The organism is Roseomonas sp. CECT 9278, from assembly GCF_918698155.1.
In the GTDB taxonomy this organism is placed as follows: domain Bacteria; phylum Pseudomonadota; class Alphaproteobacteria; order Acetobacterales; family Acetobacteraceae; genus Neoroseomonas.
In genome coordinates this window covers 94,537-120,191 of the sequence record NZ_CAKKLX010000013.1, presented here as the reverse complement: position 1 = coordinate 120,191, position 25,655 = coordinate 94,537, and the positions used below count along the sequence as shown (strand labels likewise).

The window sequence follows — 25,655 nt, the reverse complement described above, 5'->3', positions numbered from 1 at the left end:
CGCCCAGGCCGCGCGCCGCGGCGGGCCGACGCGCCGCGTCGTGGCGGCCGCCACCGTGCCGCTGCGCCTGCGCCCGGAATCCGGCGCGCCGGAGATCGGCCGGGTCGCCGCCGGCCAGCCGGTGACCGTCCGCCCGGCGCAATCGGGCTTCGCGCTGGTCGAAGGGCAGGGCGGGCTGCGCGGCTATGCGCCGTCGGGCGCCTTCCAGGTGGCGGAACGCGCGGCGCCCGCCGCCGCCGGCGCCGGCGGGCCGCTGCGCGTGCTGGCGGCGACGAACCTCGCCAAGCGCGACAATTTCGCCGAGAGCCTTGGCCTGGCGCGCGAGGCGGCGGTGTCCGGCTTCGAGCTCTCGACTTAGTTTCTTGCCCTCAAGCGGCGGGCGGGCCGCGTCCGCGGCCCTTGCCTTCGCGCCATGCACTGGTGCGTTGGCGGCGGCTGACGGGCTGGGCGCGGTCGCGCTGTGCGCTCCCGGCCCGAGGGAGCCTCGGGCCGCCAGTTCCGGCGGGCGCTGGCGCCGCCTCCCTGTCGGAGGGTTGGGCCGCGCCGTTTCGTGGGCCGCGGCGGCGACTCGCGCGCCGCGTTGTTTCCCGGCGCGGTGGTGGCTATTCTGACCGCCCTAAAGGGAACAAGACATGAACGATTTGTTCGGCCGTGGCGGTGCCCGCAAGGGCGCCCCGGCGGGTGCTGCCGCGCAGGCCGAGGGCTACTCCGCCAAGGACATCGAGGTGCTGGAAGGGCTCGAGCCCGTCCGCCGCCGCCCCGGCATGTATATCGGCGGCACCGACGAGAATGCGCTGCACCACCTGGCTGCCGAAGTGCTGGACAACGCCATGGACGAGGCGGTGGCCGGCCATGCCGACCGCATCGACCTCGCCTTCGAACCGGGCAACTGGATCAGCGTGCGCGACAATGGCCGCGGCATCCCGGTCGACCCGCATCCGAAATTCCCGAAGCTGAGCGCGCTCGAAGTCATCCTCACCACCCTGCATTCGGGCGGGAAGTTCTCCGGCAAGGCGTATGACACCTCCGGCGGCCTGCATGGCGTGGGCAGTTCCGTGGTGAACGCGCTGGCCGCACGGCTGGATGTGGAAGTCGCGCGCGACCGCACGCTGTTCACGCAATCCTACGAACGCGGCAAGCCCGTCACGAAGCTGAAGAACGCAGGGCCGGTGCAGAACCGCCGCGGCACCCTCATTCGCTTCCAGCCCGACCCCGAAATCTTTGGCGCGCAGGAATTCAAGGCCGCGCGGCTGTATCGCCTGTGCCGGTCCAAGGCCTACCTGTTCCGCGGCGTCGAGATCCGCTGGTCCTGCGACCCGTCCCTGGTGAAGGACGACACGCCCGCCCAGGCGGTGCTGCACTTCCCCGGCGGGCTGCAGGACTTCCTGGCCTCCGCCATCGAGGGCCAGGCCACCGTGGTTCCCGCCCCCTGGGCCGGCAACGCCGACTTCCCCGACGGCGCCGGCCGCGTCGAATGGGCCGCCACCTGGGTCGAACGCGGCGACGGCTTCCTCAATACCTACGCCAACACCATCCCGACGCCGCAGGGCGGCACCCACGAAGCCGGCTTCCGCGCGGCGCTGGTGAAGGGCCTGCGTGCCTATGGCGAGCTCAAGAAGGAAAAGCGCGCCGCAACCGTCACCGCCGAGGATCTGTTCGGCGGCCTGGCCGGCATGCTGTCGGTCTTCGTGCGCGAACCGCAATTCCAGGGCCAGACCAAGGACCGCCTGACCAGCCCCGAGGCCGCCCGCCTGGTCGAGGCCGCGCTGCGCGACCATTTCGACCATTGGCTCGCCGGCGACCCGGCACGCGCCGACAACCTGCTCGCCTTCGCCATCGAACGCGCCGAGGACCGGTTGCGCCGCCGCGCCGAGAAGGACACGCCGCGCAAATCCGCCACCCGCAAGCTGCGCCTGCCCGGCAAGCTGTCGGACTGTTCGCGCGAATCCGCCGACGGCACCGAGCTGTTCCTGGTGGAAGGCGATTCCGCCGGCGGTTCCGCCAAGCAGGCGCGCGACCGCGAAACCCAGGCCGTGCTGCCCCTGCGCGGCAAGATCCTGAACGTCGCGAGCGCGACCACCGAAAAGCTGCGCCAGAACCAGGAACTGAAGGACCTGATCGAGGCCCTGGGCTGCGGCGTCGGCGACCGCTTCGACATCGCCCGCCTGCGCTACGGCCGCGTGGTCATCATGACCGACGCCGACGTGGACGGCGCCCACATCGCCGCCCTGCTGATGACCTTCTTCTACAAGGAACTGCCCGAGCTGGTCCGCCAGGGCCGCGTCTTCCTCGCCCAGCCGCCGCTCTATCGCCTGCAGGCCGGCGGTGTCTCGGTCTACGCCATGGACGATGCCGACCGCGAACGCGTGCTGAAAAAGCGCTTCAAGGCCAACCAGAAAGTCGAGGTCAGCCGCTTCAAGGGCCTGGGCGAAATGCCCCCCGCCGCCCTGAAGGAAACCACCATGGACCCGAAAAAGCGCACCCTGCTGCGCGTGGTCCTGCCGCCAGAAGACCGCGCCTTCACCTCGGACCGCATCGAAGCCCTGATGGGCCGCCGGCCGGAACTGCGCTTCCAGTTCATCCAGGAGAACGCCGCGAGCGTGGCAGCCGAGGCGCTGGACGCGTGAAGGGCGCAGCCGGGAGGGCGCTGCCCTCCCGAACCCACCCGCCGGGGGCATACGTGCCCCCGGACCCGCGGAAACGTATGGGCAGGATGAGGGAGGGGCATGGCGCACCTGTCGCGTCGGTGCCGCCGATGAGCCCCTCCCTCATCCTGCCCATTTGACCCCCCGCTGGGAGGCGGTCGCCTCCCAGCGGGGGGTTCGGGGGGCTGGCCCCCCGCCTACGCCCTCACCCGCCCAGGCGCTCCAGGTACGCCCCGACCGCCGCGCTCTCCCCGACCAGGGCGACGTAGCCGTCGGGCCGCACCAGCCAGGCGGCCTTTGGGTTGATGGGTGGGCGCGGGGTTGCTTCCAGCAGGGCGGCGTGGCGGGCGAACAGGGTCGCGATGTCGGGGGTGTTCTCGGCGAGGATGGCGAAGCGCGGGGCGGGGCCGGCGCCGATGGGGGGTTCGCCGGCGCGCGGGGGCATGCGCTCGCCGGCGGCGGGGCCGCTGGTGTGGGCGCCGCCCGATACGGTCAGGGGGCTGGCTGGATAGGCGATGGCCAGCTCGGTCATCGCCTGGCCGATCTTGCGCTGCACCGCCGGCACTTGCAGCACCAACGAGGCGATGAAATTCCGCACCCCCTGCCTGATGTCCCCGCGCAGCGTGGCGGCGGCGGTCATGCGGCCGGCATTGGCGAGCACCATGTCGCCCACCGCGCTGCGCTCGATGCTGTAGCTCGGCAGCAGGGCGGGTGCGGCGGCCTTGCCGGTGATGACGAGCGCGAGCTTCCAGGCCAGGTTGAAGGCGTCCTGCATGCCGGTGTTCATGCCCTGGCCGCCGGCGGGGCTGTGGATATGGGCGGCGTCGCCGGCCAGGAAGACGCGCCCGGCGCTGTAGTCGCGCACCTTGCGTTCGTTGATGCGGAAGCCGGACAGCCAGACCGGGTCGGAGGCGACGATGCCGCCCGGCGCGCGGCGGTCGATCAGCGCCTGGACCTCGGCCAGCGTCGGTTCGTGGCGCGCGGTGGTGTCGTCGGTCTCGCCGATATCGGCGATGACGCGCCAGCGCCCGGGCGAGATGGGGAACAGCACCAGCGCGCCATCGGCATGCCAGTGGATGGCGAGCTCATCGGGCGGCGTGGCGACGTTGGCGAGGTGCACGTCGGCCAGCACCCATTCGCTCGGCAGGGTCTCGCCCTCGAAGGCCATGCCGAGGCCGCGGCGCACCGCGCTATGCGCGCCGTCGCAGCCGAGCAGCCAGGGGGTGTGCAGCGTCTCCTCGCGCCCATCGGGGTGGCGCAGGGTGGCCTGCGCGCCGTCCGCATCGGGCGTGAAGCGCAGCAATTCGACCTGGCGTTCGACCTGGATGCCCTGCGCGGCCAGGTGGTCTTCGAACAGCCGTTCGGTCTCGCTCTGCGGGATCATCAGGGCGAAGGGATAGGCGGTGCCCTCGGCCGCGAAGCTGACATGGCCGATGGCGCCCTTCTCGGCGCGGATGGTGCCGCCGGTGGCGCGCATGCCGGCGGCGATGAAGGCCCCGGTGCAGCCGAGGCGATCCATAAGTTCCAGGCTGCGCGGCCAGAGCACCAGCGCCTTCGACTTGTCGGTGCGCGCCGCGGCGCGGTCGATGATGCGGATCGGCACGCCGTAGCGCGCCAGTTCGGCCGCCATCGTGAGGCCGACCGGCCCGGCGCCGACGATGAGGACAGGCTCGGTCATGCCGCGATCTCCCTGCTGGCGGTGCCATGTTGCCAGCACCAGGTTGGCGCTTGATGACCAGACTTGGCCAGGCGGCGACGAATGTCATCGCCCGCTGCGTTCAGCGTGCCGCGCCGGGGCGGCAACGCCGATCGCCGTTCCCGGCCCGCGCCCGCGGCCAGGATGGGTGACGCGGCCGCGGCGCGCGCGTGGCCGCGAACCGCCGCGCGGTGCCGGCGCCTGGCGGCGCCGCAGGCATCGGCGCGGCGGTTGGCGCGTCAGTGCTGGACCGGCGGCGTGGCGGCGGCCGCGATGCGCAGCGCGAGCGCCTGCGCCCAGCCGTCATGCGCTTCCTGCAGGTTGATGCCGATCGCCTCGGGCAGGGCCGCGGAATCGAGCCCCAGATACCAGCCGGGCGGCATCCCGAGCGCGGCACCCAGGCTGATCGCGAGGCGCAGCGTCAGCGGCTCGAGCCCCAGTTCGACGCGCGCCATCTGGCGCTGCGTGATGCCGACGCGCCGTGCCAACTGCGTCGCGGTCAGGCCAAGCCCGCGGCGGTGGCGGTGCAGGGCGGCGCCGACCTGGCCATCGAATTCCAGCGCATCGCCCTCCGGCGTGCTGTGGTCCATGCCCTGGGGCGGGGCGGTGATTTGCTGCGACATCCTGTCTGCCTCGTTCGCTGCCATGTTGTTCATCGCCGGGGCTCCCGCACTACATCTGGTGGGGCGGGACGGTCCCGGCGCGGCATGATTGCGCCCGATTCGGTTTCCAAAAGGTAAAATTTCGGCCGATCGATGTCAGATGGAATTGACATGTTCTGTCAGGCCGGCCTGTCAGTGGTTCACACTCTGCTTCATTACAGTGGAAAGGCCCGAACCCAAGTGCCTCATGGCCTTCGTTTCTTCGAATCGGTGTCTTAATCAACCGATTCGCCACCAAGCCCCCGGCCGGTGCGGCAGGTGCCGCGCGCCGGGCTGTTCCACTGGTTGCTGCGCTGCACTAGCCTTTGTGGGTCATCCGCGAAGGATCGCCCCGATGCTCCCCTCCCAACGCCACCTGTTCGATATCCCGCGCGAGGTCGCCTACTTGAATGCCGCCGCCTGGTCGCCGCTGCCGCTGGCGGTGCAGGAGGCAGGGCGCAACGGCGTCGCGCGCAAGGGCCGGCCGTGGGAACTGGATCCGGGCCTGGGCGCCGTCCAGCACGAACGCTGCCGCGCCGCCGCGGCCGCGCTGATCGGCGCGCAGGCCGAGGATGTCGCGCTGGTCTCCTCGGTTTCCTATGGCGTCGCCACCGCGGGCAAGATCTTCTCGCCGCCGGCCGGCACCCGCGTGCTGGTGCTGCAGGACGACCATTCCTCGCCGGTGTTGGAATGGATGGCGCGCGCGCCCGCGCAGGGCTTCACCATCGACACCGTGCCGCGCCCCACCGATGGCGACTGGACCGCGGCGGTCGAGGAAGCGATCGCCAAGCCTGGCGCACCTGTTTCGCTGGCCTCGATCTCGAACGTGCATTGGTCGGATGGCGGGGCGATCGACCTGCTGCGCATCGCGCCGCTGTTGCGCGCCAAGGGCGCGGCGATGCTGGTCGATGCCACGCATGGCGCCGGCGTCATGCCGATCGACGTGAAGGTCATCGACCCCGACTTCCTGATCTTCCCGACCTACAAATGGGTGCTCGGCCCGTACGGCCGCGCCTTCCTGTACGTGGCCAAGCGCCGGCAGGATGGCGTGCCGCTGGAGCAGACGCCGTTCGGGCGCCGCGCGGTGTCGTCCGAACGCGTGCCGTACTTCGCCGACCTCGCCTATGCGCCGACCGCGCGGCGTTTCGACATGGGCGAGCGCGACCATTTCATCGGCCTCGACATGGCCGCGACCGGCATGGAGATGATGGCCGGCTGGGGCCAGGCGGCGATCGCGCAACGCTGCGCGATGCTGACCGCGCGGCTGGAGGAAGGGCTGTCCGCCTTCGGCGCCCAACTGCCCCGGCGCGCGCTGCGCGCCCCGCATATCCTGTGCGTCGGCTTCCCTGGCGCGATGCCCGCCGGGCTGGTCGAGGACATGGCCGCGCTGCGCGCCTATGCCGCGCCGCGCCTGGGGCGGCTGCGCATCAGCCCGCATGTCTACAATGACGAGGAGGATGTGGACCGCTTCGTCGATGCCTGGCGGCGTGTCGCGATGCCGCGCGTGGCGGCCTGAACGACGCCCACGAAAAAGCCCCGCCGGATCGCTCCGGCGGGGCCTTTCGTGTCGACCGATTCGGCGTGGATCAGGCGGAGTAGTACATCTCGAACTCGACCGGGTGCGGGGTGTGCTCGAAGCGATACACCTCGGTCCACTTCAGTTCGATGTAGCTCTCGATCTGCTCCTTGCTGAACACATCGCCGGCCAGCAGGAAGTCGTGGTCGGCGGCGAGGGACTCGAGAGCCTCGCGCAGCGAACCGCACACCGTCGGGATGTCCTTCAGCTCCTCCGGCGGCAGGTCGTAGAGGTCCTTGTCCATCGGGTCGCCGGGGTGGATCTTGTTCTTGATGCCGTCCAGCGCCGCCATCGTGATCGCGGCATAGGCCAGATACGGGTTGGCGGTCGGGTCGGGGAACCGCACCTCGACGCGCTTGGCCTTCGGGTTGGTGGTGTAGGGGATGCGGCAGGACGCCGAGCGGTTGCGCGCGGAGTAGGCCAGCAGCACCGGCGCCTCGAAGCCCGGGATCAGGCGCTTGTAGGAATTGGTCGACGGGTTGGTGAAGGCGTTGATCGCCTTGGCGTGCTTGATGATGCCGCCGATCGCGTACAGGCAGGTCTCCGACAGGTCGGCATAGCCATTGCCGGCGAACAGCGGCTTGCCTGCCTTCCAGATCGAGATGTGCGTGTGCATGCCCGAGCCGTTGTCGCCATAGATCGGCTTCGGCATGAAGGTCGCGGTCTTGCCGTAGCTGTGCGCCACGTTGTGCACGCAGTACTTGTAGATCTGCATCTGGTCGGCCATCGCCACCAGGTTGTTGAAGCGCGTGCCCAGTTCGTGCTGGGACTGCGCCACCTCGTGGTGGTGCTTCTCGATGGGCAGGCCCATCTCGCCCATGGTGGACAGCATCTCGGCGCGCAGGTCGCTGTCGCCATCGACCGGCGGGACCGGGAAGTAGCCGCCCTTCACCACCGGGCGGTGGCCCATATTGCCTTCCGGATAATCCTTCAGGGACGAACCCGGGCCCTCGACGCTGTCGAGCTGGTAGATGCCGTAGTTGCCGCCGGTGCCGAACTTCACGCTGTCGAAGATGAAGAACTCGGCCTCGGCGCCGATGTAGACGGTGTCGCCCACGCCCGACGCCGCCACGAAGGCCTCGGCCTTCTTCGCCGTGCCGCGCGGGTCACGCGCATAGAGCTGGCCGGTCGAGGGTTCGAAGATGTCGCAGATCAGGATCAGCTGCGGCTTGGCCGAGAACGGGTCCATGCAGGCCGTGGTCGGGTCCGGCATCAGGATCATGTCGCTCTCGTTGATCGCCTTCCAGCCGGCGATCGACGAGCCGTCGAACATGAAGCCGTCGGTGAAGACGTCCTCGGTCACGGTGCTGACATGCTGGGCGGTGTGCTGCCACTTGCCGCGCGGGTCGGTGAAGCGGAGGTCGACGTATTCGACGCTGTGCTCCTTGATCATCTCCAGCACCTTGGAGACGGCGGAGCTGCCACCGGCGGCGGCGGGCTTCTTGGCCATGATGTGCGGTCCTGTTCCCTGACTGCGAAAACCCCGAAACTGATTCGCGCCCCGCAGCTTCGGTGTCCCGCGGGGCGGCTCGGCTGACGAAGCAGGGCAATGCCCCGTCCCGCCTGTGTCGGCCCGGCGGGCGCTGTCGCAGCGCCGCGTCCAGGCCTGGTGCGCCACCCCCCGCCGAATGAGGGGGCGGCGAAACCGTCGCGGCTAGACGGCGTCCTCGCCGCGCTCGCCGGTGCGGATGCGGATGACCTCCGACACGTCGCTGACAAAAATCTTGCCGTCGCCGATGCGCCCGGTGCGCGCCGCGGCCTGGATGGCCTCGACCGCGCGGTCGAGCATCTCGTCGCCGCAGATCACCTCGATCTTCACCTTGGGCAGGAAGTCCACGACGTATTCGGCGCCGCGGTACAGCTCCGTGTGCCCCTTCTGGCGGCCGAATCCCTTGGCCTCGATCACGGTCAGGCCCTGCAGGCCGATCTCGTGCAGCGCGTCCTTCACCTCGTCGAGCTTGAAGGGCTTGATGATGGCCTCGATCTTCTTCATCGGCTCCTGTCCAACGGCCACGGCACCTCGCGGCGCGGCGGCCCTTTCCTCCCGGTTGCGTGTCCGGTCCGTTGTTGCCCGTGTGATCCAGTCCGCGACCAAGGCTGCGCGCCCATGCCGCCCGGGCGGTATTGCACGCGCCGTGCCGGGCCAGCAATCGGAGGGGGGCGGGGAAAATCGTCGTCCGGGGGCAGGGCTCGCCGATTTCATGGGCGACGTGCACAGAAAATGGGCGGCGCCGCGCCGCCGGTTGCCGGCCCGCGGCAGCGGCCCCATAACGCCCGCCACCCCTTCCGCAGGATACCAGGCCGGCCCATGCAGCCGCAGAACGCTCTCCTCTCCGCCACCGGCACCACGATCTTCACGGTCATGTCGGCGCTGGCGAACCAGCACCAGGCGATCAACCTGGGCCAGGGCTTCCCGGACTACGACGGCCCGCCCGACGTCGTGCGCGCGGCCGCCGAGGCGCTGATGGACGGCCGCAACCAATACCCGCCCATGACCGGCGTGCCCGAGCTGCGCGAGGCGGTGGCCGCCCACAACCGCCGCTTCTACGGCATCGAGGCCGACCCGAATGCCGAGGTGATCGTGACCTCCGGCGCGACCGAGGCGATCACCGCCTGCCTGATGGCCGTGCTGAACCCCGGCGACGAATGCGTGCTGATCGAACCGCTGTATGACACCTACCTGCCGGTGGTGAAGCTGCTTGGCGCGATCCCCCGGATGGTCCGCCTGTCTCCGCCGAAGTGGGAATTGCCGCGCGCCGAACTGGCTGCCGCCTTCGGGCCGAAGACCAAGGCGATCCTGTTCAACACGCCGATGAACCCGACCGGCAAGGTCTTCACCAGTGCGGAACTGGCGTTCATCGCCGAACTGATCCAGCGCCACGATTGCTACGCGATCTGCGACGAGGTGTACGAACACCTGACCTTCGACGGCTGGAAGCACATCCCGCTGATGACGCTGCCGGGCATGCGGCAGCGCTGCATGCGCGTGGGCTCCGCCGGCAAGACCTTCAGCCTGACCGGCTGGAAGGTCGGCTACGTGACCTGCGACCGGTCGATCGCGCCCAATGTGGCGAAGGCGCACCAGAACCTGACCTTCACCACGCCGCCCAACCTGCAGCGCGGCGTCGCGGTCGGGCTGGTGAAGGATGATGCGTATTTCGAGGGGCTGTCCTCGCATCTCCAGCAGAAGCGCGACCGGCTGGCGGATGGCCTGGCGCGGCTCGGCTTCGGCGTGCTGCCGACCCAGGGCACCTACTTCATCACCACCGACGTCCGCCCGCTCGGCTGGAACGGCGACGACGTGTCGTTCTGCCGCACGCTGACCGAGGAAGCCAAGGTGACCGCCATCCCGGTCACGGCCTTCTATGCGTCGGAGGATGCGCCCAACCACTACGCGCGCTTCGCCTTCTGCAAGGGCGATGCGCTGCTGGACGCGGCGCTGGGGCGGATCGAGGCGTGGCTGGCCGCGCGCGTGGCCGGGACGCGCGCAGCGAACGGATAGGCCGGCGGCCTGGCGCGCTGCGCGCCGGCGGCTGAGGTGGGCGTTCGCCTCGCCGTGGCGCGGGTCCTCCAGCCCGCGCCAGCCAGGCTGGTGGGCCTTGCCCCGCGGGCGAACCCCGCCCCGACGGATGGTGCCGCCAGCGCCGCCCCGTCCCGAAGCATGTCCGCGTGAACCGGCGCCAGGCCGTCGCGCTGCGGTGGCGGAGCGGCGGCGGGGGCTCGCGCCATGCGCATGGCGGCGGCGGCGCGGCGCGCGCCGAGTGTGGCGACGGGCACGCGACCGCCATCCCGTGCGTTTCAAAAAGCGGGAATCACCATGAATTCGACGGCACCCCAGATATGGTGGTTCTGACGCTGGTTTGCCTACAATATCGATCCAATCGCAGGGAATGTCCTAAAAATAAGATTTATTAATACATTGCAAACGTTACAACCTCGTGGTTTCCTTCCCGTCACAGATTGCAACGGGGGTCCACAAAATGTCGGATACGGGAATCGTCGATCGCCAGCGCGTCCGGGACGTCTATGGCGACTCCAACTGGTCGCTCGATGGGCGACTCGCCGTCGCGCTGGGCATCATCGCCATGCTGATCGGCCTCGGCGCCATCGTCACCGGCGCCTGGATCGCCTACGGCAATACCGCGACGATGTTCCATCTGCCCGGCGGCATGCCGCCGGCGGAAGGCCAGACCATCAGCCTCTATCTGGTCGCCTGCGGGGCGCTCACCACCCTGCTCGGCGGGTTCAGCATCTACAAGTCACAGGACATGTGAGCCCATCCGGTTGCCGATGGGGCGGCGACCGGCGGTAGCACCATGCCCCTGTGACCACCGAGGGGCCGGATGCAGGGGGGTATCCGGCCCCTCCGGCCTGCGCCGGCGGTCAGCCGGCGGGCGCACGCAGATAGGGTTCGACCGTGCCGGTCAGCTTCAGGGTCAGCGGCTTGCCCCGGCGGTCCACCGCCTTGCCCATGCTGACCCGCACCCAGCCTTCCGAGACGCAGTATTCCTCGACATTCGTCTTCTCCTGCCCGCGGAAGCGGATGCCGACGCCGCGGCCCAGCAGTTCCTCATTGAAGAACGGGCTCGCGGGGTCGGTCGACAGGCGGTCGGGGAGGGTGTCGGACATGGGCTGACGCCTCTGGCTGGGAAGATGGCGCAGCGCTACGCCAGCGCGCCGCCGATGCCAATGGGCGGAAGCCGGGGCCGCCGCCCGTTTCGCCACCAAACGCGCGGCGCGCCGCGGGCTGCGGGTCCGGCCGCCGCGCGCCCGGCGGTCAGCGCCAATCGGCCGGCACGTGCCGGAAGGGCAGCGCCGCCAGGTCGAGCGCCGCCGGCCCCGGTGCGTCGCATTCCACGATCGCCACGCAGCGATCCCTGAACGCCGCGCGGAAATGATTCTTGCCCTTGTTCGCCAGCAGCCGCGTGGCCGCCAGGTCGATGCCATGCAGCGCGAAGAAGGCCGGGTCCACCGCCGATTCCTTCAGCGTGGTGCAGATGATGCGCAGGCTGCCCGCGCGCAGCACGCAGGTCGGGCCGAGGTCGACCGGCGCGCCGCGCTCCATCGGCCCCTCATTGACGAAGCGCCCGTCAGTCAGGCGCTCGACCACCACATCGGTGATGACGGGGCGGCCGAAGGCCTCGGTGATGGTGGCACCGAGGTGGCGTGTCAGCGTGGCGCCCAGCCCGGCCTCCTGCGCCGCCGCCACGCTGGCGGGGTCGTGCAGGAAGGCGAAGACGGCGGGTACGTCGAGTTGCGCCGCAACCAGCACGCGCAGCATCTCGGGCGTATCGGCGATGCCGCCCGACAGCGGGTTGTCGGCCGGGTCCAGCAGCGCCACCAGGCCGGGCGGGGCGGCCAGTGCCTGGCGCAGCGCGGTGGCGGGGCCGGGCAGGGTCACGCCGAAGCGCGCGCGGCGTGACGCGATGGCATCCGCCAGGCGTTCCGCCAGGTCCCGCGCCGCGCCGGCATCCTCCGCCCAGACCATCGCCGCGGGCCCGGCATAGGGGCTGTCACCCCAGGCGAAGCCGCCGAAGATGCTGGCATCGAGGACCGGCGCGCGTTCCGCCGCCGCCGCCTCGGCCCAGACTTCGGCCATCGGCCCGGCCTCGTGGCGCATGTGGAAGCTGTGCAGGACCATCGGACGCTTCGCGATGTGGCCCTGCGCGCGCGGGGCGCCGGACAAGGCGCGCTCCAGCAGCGCCAGGGCACGCATCGCCGCGGCATCCATGTCGATATGCGGGTAGGTGCGATAGGCCGAGGCGCCGTCGAGTTCCCCGGCGATCTCTGGCGCCATGTTGGCGTGGAAGTCGAAGGACGCGGTGATCGGCACGTCGCGCCCGACGATGCTGCGGATGCGCGCGATGGTGGTGGCGTCGGCCTCCGGGTCGCTTTCGCTGACGCAGGCGCCATGCAGGGAAAGATACACGCCATCGAAGCGCTGCGCCTTGAGCGCGGCCTCGACCTCGGTCCGCCAGGCGCGCAGCGCGTCGTCGGCCATCGGCCCGCCGGGCTGGGCGGCGATGCAGGGCAGCACCGTCGCCTGCCAGCCGGGCCGCGCCGCCAGGAAGGCGCCCACCGCGCCCAGTTCGGTCGCGGTGCCGGCGTAGCGCGCGAGATGCGCCGGCCCGCTGCCCCATTCGCGCGATTCGAAGGCGCTGCGGGGCGTGGGCACCGGGGTGAAGGAATTGCCTTCGAACCAGAGGCGGGCGACGGCGATGTGCGGCATGGCCGCATGCGTAGCGCCCTTGCCAGGGTCCGGCGAGCCCAGCGGCCGATATTGCGGGTGCAGCGGCCCACGATCCGCCCTAGAATGTTGCGATCTCGAAAATATAAACGGGAGGGAAAAGCCCATGGCGACGACCGTGATCGCAACCAATTCGGGCGCGCGCATCGTACAGCAGGGCAACCAGCTGGTGGTCACACGGACCGGCACCGTGACGGCCCTGACCGATGGCAGCCCGGCGGTCGATGCGCGCGATTTTTCCCGGATCGTCGTCGATGGCGGCGTCTATGGCGGCGACGGGAGTGCGATAGACCACGACGGCAGCGGCAATGTCGAAGTTGTCGTCGGCCTTGCCGGAACGATCACCGCGCCGGGGTCCGGCATCGTCTCCTTCGCAGGCCCCCTGGCAGTGACCAATGCTGGCTTCATCGATGGCGGGCTTCGCGGTGTGTACACGCTTGGCGGCGCGCTCAGCCTGGTCAATGCGGGTACGATCTCCGGCACGCTGCTGGCCGTTGATGTGAACAACGCGATGGCACCGGTGGTCATCGTCAATTCGGGCGTGCTCGCCGCCGCCGCCGCCAGCACGGGTGCGCAGGGCGCGGTGGCGATCGAATCAACGGCGGGCTGCACGCTGCTCAACAGCGGGACCATCCTCGGGGGTGGCGGTTTCGGCGTGCGCCTTGAAGTCGCGGGCGATGCGTTCGTCGTCAATGATGGCCGGATCATCAGCAACAACGACTTCTCCTTCCCCGACAGCACCGACGAGGCATTGAGCACGGGCGGCGGCAACGACACCGTCGTCAATCGCGGCGACATCGACGGCGGCGAGATCCGGCTTGGCGCCGGCAACGACATCTTTGACGGCCAGGCCGGGCGATCCGGCGGCAGGATCCTGCTCGACCTCGGCAACGACACCGCCTTCGGCGGCGAACTGGGCGAGCGCATCGATGCCGGCGGGGGCAACGACCTGGTGGTCGGCGCCGCCGGCGACGACCAGGTCGATGGCGGCACCGGCAACGACACCCTGGCCGGCGAGACCGGTGCCGACACGCTGCTGGGCAATATCGGCATCGACATCCTGCTGGGCGCGGAGGGCGACGACCGGCTGGATGGCGGCGCCAATGACGACCTGGTCGATGGCGCGGAGGGGCGCGACACGCTGCTGGGCGGCGACGGCGCCGACGACATCGCGGCCGGGTCTGGCGACGACCTGGTGGAGGGCGGCGCGGGCGCCGACCTGCTGTTCGGCGGCGAGGGCGCGCGGGACATCCTGTCCTATGCCACGAGCACCCTTGGCGTGACCGTGAACCTGTCGACCGGCGACGCCGCGGCAGGCCATGCCGAAGGCGATGTCTTCGCGGAATTCGAGGGGGCCTGGGGCAGCGGCCTGGCCGACAGCATCACCGGCAGCCTGCAGGCCAATGCGCTGCGCGGCCTCAGTGGCGACGACCGCATCCTGGGCCTGGCGGGCAATGACCGCATGCTGGGCGACGGCGGCAACGACACGCTGACGGGCGGCGCCGGGCAGGACCTGCTGTTCGGCGGGTCGGGCGTCGACCGCTTCGTCTTCGGCCTGGCATCGGACACCGGCGTGACCAGCGCGACGCGCGACTGGATCATGGATTTCAGCCAGCCGCTGGACGAACGCATCGACCTCGGCGCGATCGATGCCAATACCGGGGTGGGCGGCAACCAGGGCTTCGCGTTCATCGGTGCCGCCGCCTTCAGCGGTGCGGCCGGCGAACTGCGCAGCACGCGCGGCACGTCCACCACGCTGGTGCAGGGCGACGTGAACGGCGACGCGATCGCCGATTTCACGATCATGCTGCGCGGCGCCTATACGCTGGCGGCGGGGGATTTCGTCCTCGGCCTCGGCCTGGGCGGATAGGCGGCGCGCGGCAGCGATGCGCTGACCGTCGCGCGTCACGCCGATGGCCCGGGGTCGAGAAACAGGGCGCGCGGGCAACCGCGCGCGTGCCAGGATGGCGCCGTTGGACGGGAATGACACGATGCGCCGACGCCCCCTGCTTGCCGTGCCGATCGCGCTTGCCGCGCTGCCTGCCGCCGCGCAGGCGCCACTACGGCTGTTCACCGCCGGCGCGGGCAGCGCCTTCCTGCCCTATGGCGAAGGGCTCGCCGCCTTCCTGGGCAAGCAGGGCGTGGCCGTCACGGTCGAACGCAGCGCCGGGTCGCTCGAAAACCTCGCGAAGGTCGAGGATGACGCCGGCGCGCTCGGCACCGCCTTCCTGGGTTCGGCGGCGGATGCGGTGGCCGGCACGCCGGCTGCCGGCGGGCGCGTGCATGGGCGCGTGCGCGCCTTGTTCCCGATGTACGAGACATCCTTCCAGGTGGGCGTGTTGCGCGCCTCGGGCATCGCGCGCTTCGCCGACCTGGCGGGCAAGCGCGTCGGCGCAGGCCCGGCGCGCGGCCCGGCCGAGACCTTCCTGCGTGCCGCCCTCGCCGCGGCGGGGATGGAGGCGACGATCGTCTCGGGCGATCCGGCGGAGATGACGCGCCTGCTGGTCACCGGCGGGATGGACGCGCTGTGGCAGGGGGCGATCGTGCCGATCCCGTCCCTGGTGGCGGCGCAGCAGCAGGCGGATGTGGTGGTGTTCGGGCTCGAAGCGCCGGTCGTGGCCGCCGTGCGCGCGCGGCTGCCCTACCTTGCCGACACGACGCTGCCGCCCGGCACCTATGCCGGACAGTCGACCCCGATCCTGTCCTTCGCCGCGTGGAATTTCGTGGTGGGGAATGCCGGTCTGTCGGACGAGGCCGCGTATCGCGTCACGCGCGCCGCGCTGTCAGCCACCGATCCGCGCGCCGAGATCCACCCCAGCGCCGCCGGCACCCGCGCCCAGAACGCGCTGGCCAACAGCGTGCTGCCCTTCCATCCGGGTGCCGCGCGCTACTATGCCGAGCGCGGCATCACCGTGCGGGCGGGATAGTCACCACAGCCCCGGCAGCCACAGCGACAGCACCGGAGCCAACACGAGCAGGATGATGCGCACGACATCCGACGCCACGAAGCCCATCACGCCGCGATAGGTCTGGCCCATCGGCACGTCCTTCGCCATGGCGTTGATGACGAACAGGTTCAGCCCAAACGGCGGGGAGATCATCCCCACCTCGACGCTCACCAGCACCAGGATGCCGAACCAGACCAGCACCTGCTGCGGGGTCAGCCCGAAATCCAGCGCCAGCATCAGCGGAATGAAGATGGGCAGCGTCAGCAGCACCATCGCCATGCTTTCCATGAAGCAGCCGAGGATGAAGTAGATCAGCAGGATGGCGAACAGGATCGCCAACGGCGGCACATCCAGCCCTGCGATCACCGACGACAATTCCGCCGGCACGCGCGACAGCGCCAGCGCGGCGGAGAATAGCTCCGCGCCCAGCAGCATGATGAAGATCAGCCCGGTGGTCTCGGCGGTGGACAGCAGGCTCTCCTTCAGCCCCTGCCAGCGCATGCCCCCCAGCGTCACGGCCAGTACGCCGGTCGCCGCCGCGCCTACCGCGGCGCCCTCGGTCGCGCTGAACCAGCCCGCATACATGCCGGTCACGACCAGCACGAAGACCAGGATGACCGGCCAGACCTCCAGCGTCGGGCGCAGCCGCGCGCGCCACGGAATGCGCTCGGCCGGCGGCGCCGCACCCGGCACCACGCGCGCGTAGATATTGACCACCGCCATGTAGCACAGCGTCGCCAGCACGCCGGGGATGACCGCGGCGATGAACATCACGCCGATGCTCTGCTCGGTATAGATCGCGTAGATCACCAGGATGACCGAGGGCGGGATCAGGATGCCGAGCGTCCCGCCCGCCGCCAGCGTGCCGGTCGCCAGCGCCGGCGAATAGCCATGCCGGCGCATCTCGGGCAGCGCCACCTGGCTCATGGTCGCGGCGGTCGCGAGCGACGACCCGCAGATGGCGCCGAAGGCCGCGCAGCCGCCGATGGTCGCCAGCCCCAGCCCGCCCCGCCGATGCCCCAGCCAGGCCCGCGCGGCCGCGAACAACGCGCGGTTCAGCCCGCCCTTGGTGGCGAAATCCCCCATCAGCAGGAACAGCGGAATGACCGACAGCGTGTAGGAGGAGAACTTGCTGAACGACATGGACCGCAACGTGGCCAGCAGCGGCGTCCAGCCCGTGATGGCAGCATAGCCCAGCCCGCCCACCAGCAGCATCGCCACACCGACCGGCATGCGCAGCGCGATCAGCACCAGCACGCCCGCGAACATCGAAAGCCCGATCTCGAAGCCGGTCATGCGGGGCGCCGCGCGTCCTGGAACCGTTCCACCGCGACGAAGGCTGCCGTCACGGTCCACAATGCAAGCCCGACCGCCGCCCCCGCATAGCCCCACCAGTACGGCAACTCGAGAAACATCGTCGCGCGTTCCCGGTCCCATTGCGCGAAGGCGCCGTCGGTGATCTTCACCGCCAGCACGGTCGCGACCAGCGCCACGCAGGCGCGCATCGCCGCATCCAGCCAGGCGATGCCGCGCGCAGGCAGGCGCGCGGTGAAGACATCCACGATCACGTGGCTGCCGCGCATTTCCGCCCAGGGCAGGTACAGCGCGACCGCCACGCCGAGGGACATCTCCACGATCTCGGAATCGCCCAGGATCGGCCGGCCGAAGGCGCCGCGCAGAACGGATGCGCAGGTCACGCCGACCGCCACCAGCAGCAACGCCCCGCCCACCAGCGCGCCCGCCTGCGCGAGCGCGGTCAGCACCGCACGCAGGCGCGTCACGACCGCGCGGAGGCCGCGATCGCCTGGATGTCCTCGAACATCGCGCGGCCATTGCGCCCGCGCCGGTTCATCTCGGCGATCCAGGCGTCGTACACAGGCTGCACGGCGGTGCGCCAGCGTGCCTTCTCGGCATCGGGGATGTCGATGATCTCGTTGCCGGCGGAAGCCCGCGTCGCGGCGATCGCCGGCTGGGTCTGGCTGTCCCAGATCTCGCCCAGGCGGGCCGAGAGCGGCGCGCCGGAATCGGCATCGATCACCGCCTTCAGGTCGGCCGGCAGGCGGTTGTAGGACCGCTGGTTCATCAGCGTCAGGATCATGCCCTGGAAGATGCCGCCGCGCGGCTGGGAGTGGAACTTCGCCACCTCGTAGAAGCGGAAGGGCTGGGTGATCGCCCAGTTGATCATCATCCCGTCCACCTGGCCGCGCGCCAGGGCCTCGTACACGCCGGGCAGGGCGATGCCGACCGGCGTGCCGCCGAGCGCGGTCACCGCCTCGCCGATCCAGCGCCCGGCCACACGGATGCGCAGGCCGCGCCAGTCCTCCAGCGTGCGGATCGGCTTGCGCGTGGTGTGCACCAGCGCGCGGTCGGTCGCATTGATCGCGATGATCTTGATGCCGCGGAACTCGTTGTCGGCCAGGTGCTTCTGCACGAAGTTGAAGGCCGCCGGGCTTTCGCTGACCGACAGGCCGGTGTTCATGAAGGGCAGCTCCAGCCCCTCGACGCCCATGAACCGCCCGGGGGTGAAGCCCGGCACGGTCCAGATCATGTCCACCACGCCGTCTTCCAGCTGCTGCACCAGGTCGCGCGGCTGCCCGCCGAGCTGCATGGCCGGATAGACCTCGACCTTGATGCGCCCGCCGGAGGCCGCGCCGATCCGCTCCGCCCAGCGATCGAGGTGCATGGTGTGGTCGAGCGCGGTGGGCGACGAGAAGGAATGCAGCCGGAAGGTGAATTGCGGCGCGCCCTGTGCGCGCACCAATGCCGGCAGCGCCACGCCGGCCGCCGCCATGCCCAGAACCCTACGCCGATCGATCATCGCGAACCCTTCCCTGCCGCGCCCTGCAACGGGCCGGCATTCCCACACGTCGCGCCGGTTAGTGCAAGCGGCGTTCCAGGCGCTGTGCGCCACGCCACGCGGGACGCGCCGCCATGACCTTGGCCCGGCGGGCAGGTGGCGCTGCGCGCCCTCAGCGCGCGTCGGCGAAGGTGTCGCAGGCTTCCATGCGCCCGCTCTCGAGCCCCCGCCGGAACCAGCCGACGCGCTGCGCCGAGGTGCCGTGGGTGAAGCTCTCCGGCGCCACATGTCCCCGGCCGGCCCGCTGCAGGCGATCATCGCCGACGGCCGCGGCGGCGTTGATCCCTTCCTCCACATCACCGGTCTCCAGGATGTTGCGCGCTTCATGGGCACGCCGTGCCCAGACCCCGGCCAGGCAATCCGCCTGCAGTTCGACGCGCACCGACACCGCATTCCCGGCCGCCTCGCCCTGGCTGCGACGGGCCTGCTCCACGCGCCCGAGCACGCCGGTCAGGTTCTGCACATGGTGGCCGACCTCATGCGCGATGATGTAGGCGGCGGCGAAGTCGCCCCCGGCCCGCAGCCGGCGCTGAAGGTCGGCCATGAAATCGAGGTCGATGTAGATGCGCCGGTCGGCCGGGCAGTAGAACGGGCCGACCTGCGCCTGCGCGAAGCCGCAGCCGGATTGCGTCGCACCCGAGAACAGCACCAGCGTCGGTTCCTCGTAGCGGGCGCCACGGCGGGCGAATTCGGCGCGCCACACCTCCTCCGTTTCGCCCAGGACCTGCGCCACGAAGCGGCGCCCGGCATCGTCCTGCGCCGTCATCTGGCGCTGCTGTGCCTGGGGCGGGGGTGCCTGGGTGCCTTGCAGCAGCTCGTTGGGGTCGATGCCGAAGAGCAGGGCGATCAGCAGGATCGCGATGCCGCCGAAGCCCCCGCCGATGGCGATCCCGCGCCCGCCCACGCGGCTGCCGCGCCGGTCCTCGACATTGCCGCTTTCGCGTCCACCCAGCCGCATCCCGTCCGTGCCTCCATCTGTCCGGCACGCGGCCACCGGCGACGACGCGCGGGCACTGCCGCCCGCATCACCGCCCGCGCAGCGCCACCTGCCCGTCGGCACAGAAATGGATGAGCAGGGACAAAGTTGCGAGCAGCTTGTGCGCCGCGCGCGCCACTGGCGTAGTCCACCACTGGCCCGGCGCATCGGTGTCGAGCGCGATCATGCCGCCCGGGCGCACCTTCGCAACGATCGGCGCGAAGCTCCCCCCCCCGGCGCACCGCGCCAGCGCGTGCTCGCCATCGATCCAGACGAAGTCCAGCGCGGCATCCGCCCGGGCGAACGGACCGCGTCAGAAGGCGGCGCGGAACACGCGGCGCCCGGCACCCCCACGCGGCAGCATGCTCGCGACCACCCGCCGCGCACCGACATTCACGAGCACCGCACGGACGCCTCCGCTCAGGCCCCGCGCAGCAATGCCGACAGCGCGGGTTGCAGCCCAAGGCTCTCGCGCCCGGCGCAGGCCGCGTAGGATCCGCTGCACGGCTTGGGAAGCTGCAGCGCCACCAGCAACTCCGCCAGGCGCACGCCGCAGGCCATGCCATCGAGCAGCGCCACCGGCGCCTGCGCCTGCAGGCGGCGGTCGTAGCCGGCCAGCGCCGCACCCGCGAGCACCACCGAATCCGCCCCCATCGCCGCCAGCTCGCCGATCCCGGCCAGTACCTTGCGCCCAACCCCCTCGGGGTCGGCGATCGCCTCGGGCGGCGTGGCCGGCACGCTCACCAGCCCCGCCATGCGGCCGGCCAACCCATGGCGTTCCACCAGTTCGCGATAGGTGTCGAGCGCGCCGAAGGTGAGGATGCCGAAGCGCCCGCCGACCAGGCAGCCGACCAGGCAGGCGGCCTCGGTCATCCCGACCACCGGGCAGGGCATCATCTGCCGCGCCGCTTCCAGCGCGGTGTCGTGGCTGACCGCCAGCAGCACCGCATCGACGCGGCCGGCGTGTTCCGCGAGCAGTTCCAGCAACGCATGCCCGGCGATCACATTCTCGGCGCGCGAGGAGATCACCGCTGGCCCGAATCGCGGCGTGGCGGGGATGACCTCGGTGCCCGGCGCCGCTGCGGCGCGCGCGGCGGCGGCGCAGGCCTGGGTTATCGCCTCGGTGGTATTGGCGTTGGCGACCAGCAGGCGCATCAGCCGGGCTCCGCGACGGTGCGGCGGGAATGTTCCATCGTCACGCGCAGCCGCCGGAATTCCTGCGGCGCATCGGGCGCGCCGGCCGCGGCCTCGGCCAGCGTGCGGCGCTTCCATACCAGATGCGGGTTGAACAGCAGCAGGTCGCCCGGGCGCGGTTCCAGCTTCAGCATCAGCGCGGGCTCGGCGCAGACGGCGTCGAGCAGGTCGAGCGCCGGGATCAACCCCGCCGGCAGCGGCGGCGCGCCGGGCTGCGGCAGCGCGGCGGCGGCCTCCACGGCGGTGCGGGTATAGCGCGCGGCGAAGGCGCCGCCGGTCATGGTGAAGACCGCGCGTTCGGCGGGCTCGCCATCCTCCAGCAGGGGCGCGGGTTCGTACAGCTCGGCCAGGGCGGCGCGGTCGCGGCGCATCACCTCATTGTGCACGGCGCCGGCCGAGACCAGCACATGCGCCGGTGCTTCCGGCCCGTTCGCCAGGCACAGCAGCGCGATGGCGTCGCAGGCCTCGATATGGAAGCGCGGCGGGCCCGACCCGGCGAGCGGTTCGTCCGGCGGCCCGGTCAGGCGCGTCACCGCCGCGCCCTGGCCGCCGAGCGGCCGGCCGAGATGCTCGCCCAGCGCCAGCAGCGCCGCCTCCGCCGCCGTCGCGCCGTGGCGGTCGAAGGGCAGGCCGCGCAACAGGCAGAAGCCCCGCCCGGTATCGAGCCGCGCGGTCACGCCCGCCAGGATCGGCGCCAGCCGCGCCAGCGGCGGCACGGGTGCGGCAGCCTGCGCGGCGGTCAGCGCGGCTTCCAGCTCGGCCGCTTCCTCGGTGCCGACCGGGACCATCCAGTCGGCGGCGGTCAGGTCGGACGCGGCCCAGACGGCGGGGCCGGTCTGCGGTACGGGCCGCGGTCGGGGGCGGGTGGTGGCGCTCATGCGCGCTGCTGTAGCACGCGGCGCGCGCCGGCGCGAAAGCGGGGTGCCCTTGCGGCGCGCGCCGGGCCGGTGGACCCTGCCGTGCAACACTGCGGAGCGACGCCTCGATGACCGAATTCCCCGCCACCGCGCTGCCCTTCGACGCGGATGAGATCCTGGCGCGCCTGACGCGCTGGGCGGCCTGCGAGAGCCCGACCTTCGATGCCGCCGCAGTGAACCGCATGATGGATGTCGCGGCGCGGGACCTGGCGCTGCTCGGCGCGCGGATCGACCGCATCCCGGGGCGCATGGGCCTGGGCGACTGCGTGCGCGCGCGCTTCCCGCACCCCGCGGGCGATGCCGCGCCGGGCATCTGCGTGATGGCGCACCTCGATACCGTGCATCCGGTCGGCACGCTGGCGAAGCTGCCGATCCGGCGCGAGGGCAACAGGTGCTATGGCCCGGGCATCCTCGACATGAAGGGTGGGGCGGTCATCAGCGTCGAGGCGATGCGCCTGATCCTGGCCGCCGGCATGGCGACCAGCCTGCCGGTCACCTTCCTGCTGACCTCCGACGAGGAGATCGGCAGCCCGTCCACCCGCGACATCATCGAGGCCGAGGCCGCGCGCAGCAAGTTCGTGCTGGTGCCCGAACCCGCGCGCCCGGATGGCGGCGTGGTGACCGGGCGCTACGCCATCGCGCGCTTCAACCTCAAGACCACCGGGCGGCCTTCCCATGCCGGCGCGCGCCTCGCCGAAGGGCGTTCCGCCATCCGCGAAATGGCCCGGCAGATCGTGGCGATCGAGGACATGACGACCGACGACTGCACCTTCTCGGTCGGTGTCATCCATGGCGGGCAGTGGGTGAATTGCGTCAGCACGACCTGCGAGGCGGAGTCGCTGTCCATGGCCAAGCGCCAGGAGGACCTGGACGCCGGCGTGCAGCGCATGCTCGCCCTGCGGTCGGGCGCCAACGACGTGACGCTGGAGGTGACGCGCGGCGTGACGCGCCCGGTCTGGGAACCCGATGCGAAGGGCATGGCGCTGTACGAACACGCGCGCAACATCGCCCAGCTGATCGGCTTCGACATCCCGCACCAGAGCAGCGGCGGCGGGTCCGATGGCAATTTCACCGGCGCGATGGGCGTCGCCACGCTGGATGGCCTGGGCGTGCAGGGCGCGCTCGCGCACACACTCGAGGAACACGTGCTGGTCGACAGCCTGGTGCCCCGCGCGCGGCTGATGGCTGGGCTGCTGACGTCGCTGGCGTGAGCGCGAAGTGCCGCGCGTGGTCCTGCGCGCGCGTTGCTGCGCGACGACCTGGGCGCGCGTTGCCGCGCGACGACCTGGGCGCGCGTTGCCGCGCGACGTTGTCGTGACGCTCAGCGCGCCGGCGCGGGGGATTCCGGCGCCAGCACCGCGCTGACCTGGCCGTCGAGATGCGCGGCCAGCCCCGGCGGCAGCCGCAGCCGATGCGCCAGCGCGTCGAGCCAGGCGCGTTCCGCCGCCTGGTCGGGATCGATGGCAAGGCGCGCGGCCAGGTACAGTTCCGCCGCCTGTTCCTGCGTGGCGGCGCCAGCGGCGATGTCCTCGAAGGAGGGCGGGCGCTGCAGCGTCTCGAAGACGAAGCCCTTGGCCTCGGCATCGAGGCCGAGCCGTTCTACCTGCGCGAAGATCGCCTCGCGCTCGGTGGCATCGACATGGCCATCGGCCATCGCCGCACCGGCCATGGCGCGCACCAGCGCAAGCTGGAAATCGGGCGACGTCGCCTGGAATTCCGGCGGCGGCAGCGCGAGCGGCTGCGATGGCACGGGCGCTGCGGCGGGCGGTGTGCCCTGCTGCCAGCCCTGCCAGGCACGATAGGCCAGCGCGCCGAGCGCGGCCGCGCCGCCATAGCCGACCACGCCGCCGGCGACCTTGCGCACCTTCTTGTTGCCCAGCAGCAGCGCGAGCAGCCCGCCCGCCGCGGCGCCGCCCATCAGCGAGCCGGCATTGCCGCCAAGCGCACCGCGCGCGCGTTGCGCCAGGTCGCCCGCGCCGGCGGCTGCATTGGGGCCGAGGAAACGATCGAGAAGGGCTTTCGGGTCCATCCGCCTCAGGTCGGCCCGGCACGCCTGCGGTTCAACCCCCGCGCGCCCGGGGCCGGCGGGCTACTTCCCGCCGTCCACGCTCAACACCTGCCCGTTGATGTAGTTCGCCATCGGCGAGGCGAGGAACATCACGGCGTTCGCGATGTCCTGCGCCTCTCCCAGGCGCCGCAGCGCGATGGAGGACATCACCCGCGCCTGGCCCTCGGTGCCATAGGCCTCCCACTGCTTGATCGACGACGGGTTCGACAGGATCAGCCCCGGCGCGACGGAATTCGCGGTGATGCCATGCGGGCCGAGCTCGTGCGCGAGCTGCCGCGTCAGCCCGATCAGCCCGTGCTTGGCGCTGGTATAGGCCTGGATGCCGGTCCGGCTGGGTTGCAGCCCGGCACCGCTGCTGATGGTCACGATGCGCCCGAACCCCGCGCGCTTCATGCCGGGTGCGACCGCCTGCGCCAGATGGAAATGCGCATGCAGGTTGATGTTCACCACGTCGTGCCAGTCGCTTTCCGGCACATCCTCGACCGGGCGCATCACCTGGCCGCGCACGCCGCCTGCATTCGAGGCCAGCACGCCGACCGGCGCTTCCGCGTGCTTCTCGACATCGGCGATCCAGGCGCGCGCCGCACCGGGCGCCGTCAGGTCGAAGGCACTGGTGTGGATGGCGCCGGGATGGTCGGCGGTTTCCTCCAGCTCCGCGGCCGAGAGATCGCAGGCAAAGACCTGCGCGCCGAGGGCTGCGAACGACCGCGCGATGGCACGCCCGAAGCCATGGCCCGCGCCGGTCACGGCCACCACCGTCCCGCCGAAATCGAATTCCGTCATGGCAGCAACTCCGTGAGGTTGGCATCCGACATCGGGCGCGTGCCCGCTTCGCAGTCATGCGTCATGGCCACCAGCGCGCGGATGGCCGGGCAGGGCAGGCCATGCGTCGCGCCGATGGTGGCGATGGGGGCGATCTGCACATCCACTTCGGTGCGGCGCTTTCGTACCCAGAGGTCACGCCACACGCCCGAATGCGTCTTGGCGTTGGGGCGGTTGAAGTCGACCATGGCGGCGACGGAAGCCGCCGCCTGCGCCTGCGTCGCGCCGGGCGAAAACGCCGCCGGATCGAAGCCGTTGAAGCCGAGCGGCGTGACACCCTCCGCCCGCGCCACGGCGATGGCCTCGCCGCCCAGCGCGCGCCACAGCGGCAGCAATTCGGGGCGCGCCAGGCAATCGGCGATGCCCTTCTCCCCCAGCGCCTGCGCGAACAGCATCGCCCCGTAGCCGAGCTTGCCCCACAGATAGCCCCAGATGTTCGGCGTGATGATCGCGTTGGGTTCGAACACATCGCGCAGCAAGCTGTGCAGCGCCATCAGCCGCGGCGTGGTGGCACCATCCAGTTCGCCCAGCACCAGCGCGCCGCGGCCGCCATACATGATGCTGCCCGGCCCGTGCCAGTCGGCGGAGAAATTCACGAAGCAGCCGACCGTGCGCTCGGCGCCGATGATGGGCGCGATGATGGTCTCGCACAGCCCGTTCTGCAGAGACAGCACGTAGCCATCGGGGGCGAGGTGCGGCAGCAGCGCGCGACAGGCGGCCTCCGTGTGGTGCGCCTTCACGCACAGGAAGATGCGGCGATACACACCCTTCACTGCGTCCGGCGTGACGGCGGGTGCCACGATGCGGTGCGGGTCGACCGGGCCTTCGATGGACAGCCCGCGCGCGGGGTCGGCGATGGCGGCGACGTGGTCGGCCTCGATATCCACGAAGACCACGGCGTGGCGGGCGCGCACCAGCGCCGCGCCGATCGTGCCGCCGATCGCCCCTGCACCCCAGACCAGGATCGGCCCGCGATCCACCGCTTCCGTCGCCATGCCCCACCCTTCCCGCCTGGACGCGGCGCGCGCGCCGCCGCTAAGTGCCTGACGCTACGCCGGAGGCAGCCGC

At 71.1% G+C, this 25,655-nt stretch carries 24 protein-coding genes; 8 read left to right on the top strand and 16 right to left on the bottom strand.

From position 1 onward, the window contains the following. Both LQ222_RS11255 and parE read left to right on the top strand, forming a co-directional pair. The coding region (locus LQ222_RS11255) for an SH3 domain-containing protein (RefSeq protein ID WP_230166475.1) at nt 1–358 on the top strand (358 nt) is incomplete at its 5' end. A 274-nt stretch (nt 359–632) separates the two neighbouring features. Next, nucleotides 633–2,627 (top strand): DNA topoisomerase IV subunit B, encoded by a 1,995-nt coding sequence (parE, locus tag LQ222_RS11250; protein WP_230166474.1) that lies wholly within the window; start codon nt 633–635, stop codon nt 2,625–2,627. A 223-nt stretch (nt 2,628–2,850) separates the two neighbouring features. Here parE and LQ222_RS11245 read toward each other — a convergent pair whose 3' ends face one another. Both LQ222_RS11245 and LQ222_RS11240 read right to left on the bottom strand, forming a co-directional pair. Further along, nucleotides 2,851–4,323: an FAD-dependent monooxygenase gene (locus tag LQ222_RS11245; protein WP_230166472.1), complete on the bottom strand. Its 1,473-nt coding sequence runs from the start codon at nt 4,321–4,323 to the stop codon at nt 2,851–2,853. A 257-nt stretch (nt 4,324–4,580) separates the two neighbouring features. After that, nucleotides 4,581–4,964: a helix-turn-helix domain-containing protein gene (locus LQ222_RS11240; protein WP_230166471.1), complete on the bottom strand. Its 384-nt coding sequence runs from the start codon at nt 4,962–4,964 to the stop codon at nt 4,581–4,583. Nucleotides 4,965–5,337: 373 nt separating this feature from the next. On the opposite strand from LQ222_RS11240, the gene LQ222_RS11235 reads away from it, so the two are divergent. After that, nucleotides 5,338–6,498 (top strand): aminotransferase class V-fold PLP-dependent enzyme, encoded by a 1,161-nt coding sequence (locus tag LQ222_RS11235; protein WP_230166470.1) that lies wholly within the window; start codon nt 5,338–5,340, stop codon nt 6,496–6,498. Between the two features lie 70 nt (nt 6,499–6,568). On the opposite strand, the gene glnA is transcribed toward LQ222_RS11235, so the two are convergent. Then, entirely contained in the window at nt 6,569–8,008 is a 1,440-nt protein-coding gene (gene glnA, locus LQ222_RS11230) for a type I glutamate--ammonia ligase (protein ID WP_230166469.1), read from the bottom strand. Nucleotides 8,009–8,212: 204 nt separating this feature from the next. Next, complete coding sequence (locus tag LQ222_RS11225) at nt 8,213–8,551, bottom strand: P-II family nitrogen regulator (RefSeq protein WP_230166468.1); 339 nt, start codon at nt 8,549–8,551, stop codon at nt 8,213–8,215. Nucleotides 8,552–8,866: 315 nt separating this feature from the next. On the opposite strand from LQ222_RS11225, the gene LQ222_RS11220 reads away from it, so the two are divergent. Together LQ222_RS11220 and LQ222_RS11215 are read left to right on the top strand one after the other, a co-directional pair. Then, nucleotides 8,867–10,060, top strand: a complete 1,194-nt coding sequence (locus LQ222_RS11220; RefSeq protein ID WP_230166467.1) for an aminotransferase — start codon at nt 8,867–8,869, stop codon at nt 10,058–10,060. A gap of 478 nt (nt 10,061–10,538) precedes the next feature. Further along, nucleotides 10,539–10,832 (top strand): hypothetical protein, encoded by a 294-nt coding sequence (locus LQ222_RS11215; RefSeq protein ID WP_230166466.1) that lies wholly within the window; start codon nt 10,539–10,541, stop codon nt 10,830–10,832. A 109-nt stretch (nt 10,833–10,941) separates the two neighbouring features. On the opposite strand, the gene LQ222_RS11210 is transcribed toward LQ222_RS11215, so the two are convergent. Together LQ222_RS11210 and LQ222_RS11205 are read right to left on the bottom strand one after the other, a co-directional pair. Further along, the gene (locus LQ222_RS11210) at nt 10,942–11,187 is read right to left on the bottom strand and encodes a DUF3297 family protein (protein ID WP_230166465.1); all 246 of its coding nucleotides are present in this window, start codon (nt 11,185–11,187) and stop codon (nt 10,942–10,944) included. 148 nt (nt 11,188–11,335) lie between these two features. Next, complete coding sequence (locus LQ222_RS11205; RefSeq protein WP_230166463.1) at nt 11,336–12,787, bottom strand: M81 family metallopeptidase; 1,452 nt, start codon at nt 12,785–12,787, stop codon at nt 11,336–11,338. Nucleotides 12,788–12,911: 124 nt separating this feature from the next. Between LQ222_RS11205 and LQ222_RS11200 the strand changes: the two genes are divergently transcribed. Beyond that, the gene (locus tag LQ222_RS11200; RefSeq protein WP_230166462.1) at nt 12,912–14,675 is read left to right on the top strand and encodes a calcium-binding protein; all 1,764 of its coding nucleotides are present in this window, start codon (nt 12,912–12,914) and stop codon (nt 14,673–14,675) included. A gap of 121 nt (nt 14,676–14,796) precedes the next feature. Continuing rightward, the gene (locus LQ222_RS11195) at nt 14,797–15,732 is read left to right on the top strand and encodes a TAXI family TRAP transporter solute-binding subunit (RefSeq protein WP_230166461.1); all 936 of its coding nucleotides are present in this window, start codon (nt 14,797–14,799) and stop codon (nt 15,730–15,732) included. Here LQ222_RS11195 and LQ222_RS11190 read toward each other — a convergent pair whose 3' ends face one another. The 7 genes from LQ222_RS11190 to LQ222_RS11160 form a co-directional block, all read right to left on the bottom strand. Beyond that, nucleotides 15,733–17,049 carry a TRAP transporter large permease gene (locus tag LQ222_RS11190; RefSeq protein ID WP_230166460.1) on the bottom strand — a complete coding sequence of 439 codons (1,317 nt, stop codon included), beginning with the start codon at nt 17,047–17,049 and terminating at the stop codon, nt 15,733–15,735. Then, nucleotides 17,046–17,534 (bottom strand): TRAP transporter small permease, encoded by a 489-nt coding sequence (locus LQ222_RS11185; RefSeq protein WP_230166459.1) that lies wholly within the window; start codon nt 17,532–17,534, stop codon nt 17,046–17,048. Before LQ222_RS11185 ends, LQ222_RS11190 begins: the two co-directional genes overlap by 4 nt. Beyond that, nucleotides 17,531–18,571 carry a TRAP transporter substrate-binding protein gene (locus LQ222_RS11180; protein WP_230166458.1) on the bottom strand — a complete coding sequence of 347 codons (1,041 nt, stop codon included), beginning with the start codon at nt 18,569–18,571 and terminating at the stop codon, nt 17,531–17,533. The genes LQ222_RS11185 and LQ222_RS11180 overlap by 4 nt, the downstream gene beginning before the upstream one ends. Nucleotides 18,572–18,722: 151 nt before the next feature. Then, the gene (locus LQ222_RS11175) at nt 18,723–19,568 is read right to left on the bottom strand and encodes a neutral zinc metallopeptidase (RefSeq protein WP_230166457.1); all 846 of its coding nucleotides are present in this window, start codon (nt 19,566–19,568) and stop codon (nt 18,723–18,725) included. A gap of 67 nt (nt 19,569–19,635) precedes the next feature. After that, entirely contained in the window at nt 19,636–19,773 is a 138-nt protein-coding gene (locus LQ222_RS11170) for a hypothetical protein (protein WP_230166456.1), read from the bottom strand. A gap of 233 nt (nt 19,774–20,006) precedes the next feature. After that, nucleotides 20,007–20,741: an aspartate/glutamate racemase family protein gene (locus LQ222_RS11165; RefSeq protein WP_230166455.1), complete on the bottom strand. Its 735-nt coding sequence runs from the start codon at nt 20,739–20,741 to the stop codon at nt 20,007–20,009. Further along, a complete protein-coding gene (locus LQ222_RS11160; RefSeq protein ID WP_230166453.1) occupies nt 20,741–21,658 on the bottom strand; it encodes a TauD/TfdA family dioxygenase in 918 nt (305 codons plus the stop codon). The genes LQ222_RS11165 and LQ222_RS11160 overlap by 1 nt, the downstream gene beginning before the upstream one ends. A 107-nt stretch (nt 21,659–21,765) precedes the next feature. On the opposite strand from LQ222_RS11160, the gene LQ222_RS11155 reads away from it, so the two are divergent. Beyond that, nucleotides 21,766–22,908, top strand: coding sequence for a M20/M25/M40 family metallo-hydrolase (locus LQ222_RS11155; protein WP_230166452.1), 1,143 nt, complete (start codon nt 21,766–21,768; stop codon nt 22,906–22,908). A 110-nt stretch (nt 22,909–23,018) separates the two neighbouring features. Here LQ222_RS11155 and LQ222_RS11150 read toward each other — a convergent pair whose 3' ends face one another. Genes LQ222_RS11150 through LQ222_RS11140 form a run of 3 tightly spaced genes read right to left on the bottom strand, consistent with a single transcriptional unit; the run spans nt 23,019 to nt 25,582 of the window. Continuing rightward, complete coding sequence (locus LQ222_RS11150) at nt 23,019–23,726, bottom strand: tellurite resistance TerB family protein (protein ID WP_230166451.1); 708 nt, start codon at nt 23,724–23,726, stop codon at nt 23,019–23,021. Nucleotides 23,727–23,786: 60 nt separating this feature from the next. Next, nucleotides 23,787–24,548, bottom strand: a complete 762-nt coding sequence (locus tag LQ222_RS11145; protein WP_230166450.1) for an SDR family NAD(P)-dependent oxidoreductase — start codon at nt 24,546–24,548, stop codon at nt 23,787–23,789. Further along, entirely contained in the window at nt 24,545–25,582 is a 1,038-nt protein-coding gene (locus tag LQ222_RS11140) for a ketopantoate reductase family protein (protein WP_230166449.1), read from the bottom strand. The genes LQ222_RS11145 and LQ222_RS11140 overlap by 4 nt, the downstream gene beginning before the upstream one ends. Between the last annotated feature and the right edge of the window lie 73 nt (nt 25,583–25,655).

Bases quoted from the DNA above. Each gene is read 5' to 3' on its own strand.
- parE (WP_230166474.1), top strand. From the start codon at position 633: ATGAACGATTTGTTCGGCCGTGGCGGTGCCCGCAAGGGCGCCCCGGCG.
- LQ222_RS11245 (WP_230166472.1), bottom strand. From the start codon at position 4,323: ATGACCGAGCCTGTCCTCATCGTCGGCGCCGGGCCGGTCGGCCTCACG.
- LQ222_RS11240 (WP_230166471.1), bottom strand. From the start codon at position 4,964: ATGTCGCAGCAAATCACCGCCCCGCCCCAGGGCATGGACCACAGCACG.
- LQ222_RS11235 (WP_230166470.1), top strand. From the start codon at position 5,338: ATGCTCCCCTCCCAACGCCACCTGTTCGATATCCCGCGCGAGGTCGCC.
- glnA (WP_230166469.1), bottom strand. From the start codon at position 8,008: ATGGCCAAGAAGCCCGCCGCCGCCGGTGGCAGCTCCGCCGTCTCCAAG.
- LQ222_RS11225 (WP_230166468.1), bottom strand. From the start codon at position 8,551: ATGAAGAAGATCGAGGCCATCATCAAGCCCTTCAAGCTCGACGAGGTG.
- LQ222_RS11220 (WP_230166467.1), top strand. From the start codon at position 8,867: ATGCAGCCGCAGAACGCTCTCCTCTCCGCCACCGGCACCACGATCTTC.
- LQ222_RS11215 (WP_230166466.1), top strand. From the start codon at position 10,539: ATGTCGGATACGGGAATCGTCGATCGCCAGCGCGTCCGGGACGTCTAT.
- LQ222_RS11210 (WP_230166465.1), bottom strand. From the start codon at position 11,187: ATGTCCGACACCCTCCCCGACCGCCTGTCGACCGACCCCGCGAGCCCG.
- LQ222_RS11205 (WP_230166463.1), bottom strand. From the start codon at position 12,787: ATGCCGCACATCGCCGTCGCCCGCCTCTGGTTCGAAGGCAATTCCTTC.
- LQ222_RS11200 (WP_230166462.1), top strand. From the start codon at position 12,912: ATGGCGACGACCGTGATCGCAACCAATTCGGGCGCGCGCATCGTACAG.
- LQ222_RS11195 (WP_230166461.1), top strand. From the start codon at position 14,797: ATGCGCCGACGCCCCCTGCTTGCCGTGCCGATCGCGCTTGCCGCGCTG.
- LQ222_RS11190 (WP_230166460.1), bottom strand. From the start codon at position 17,049: ATGACCGGCTTCGAGATCGGGCTTTCGATGTTCGCGGGCGTGCTGGTG.
- LQ222_RS11180 (WP_230166458.1), bottom strand. From the start codon at position 18,571: ATGATCGATCGGCGTAGGGTTCTGGGCATGGCGGCGGCCGGCGTGGCG.
- LQ222_RS11175 (WP_230166457.1), bottom strand. From the start codon at position 19,568: ATGCGGCTGGGTGGACGCGAAAGCGGCAATGTCGAGGACCGGCGCGGC.
- LQ222_RS11170 (WP_230166456.1), bottom strand. From the start codon at position 19,773: ATGATCGCGCTCGACACCGATGCGCCGGGCCAGTGGTGGACTACGCCA.
- LQ222_RS11165 (WP_230166455.1), bottom strand. From the start codon at position 20,741: ATGCGCCTGCTGGTCGCCAACGCCAATACCACCGAGGCGATAACCCAG.
- LQ222_RS11160 (WP_230166453.1), bottom strand. From the start codon at position 21,658: ATGAGCGCCACCACCCGCCCCCGACCGCGGCCCGTACCGCAGACCGGC.
- LQ222_RS11155 (WP_230166452.1), top strand. From the start codon at position 21,766: ATGACCGAATTCCCCGCCACCGCGCTGCCCTTCGACGCGGATGAGATC.
- LQ222_RS11150 (WP_230166451.1), bottom strand. From the start codon at position 23,726: ATGGACCCGAAAGCCCTTCTCGATCGTTTCCTCGGCCCCAATGCAGCC.
- LQ222_RS11145 (WP_230166450.1), bottom strand. From the start codon at position 24,548: ATGACGGAATTCGATTTCGGCGGGACGGTGGTGGCCGTGACCGGCGCG.
- LQ222_RS11140 (WP_230166449.1), bottom strand. From the start codon at position 25,582: ATGGCGACGGAAGCGGTGGATCGCGGGCCGATCCTGGTCTGGGGTGCA.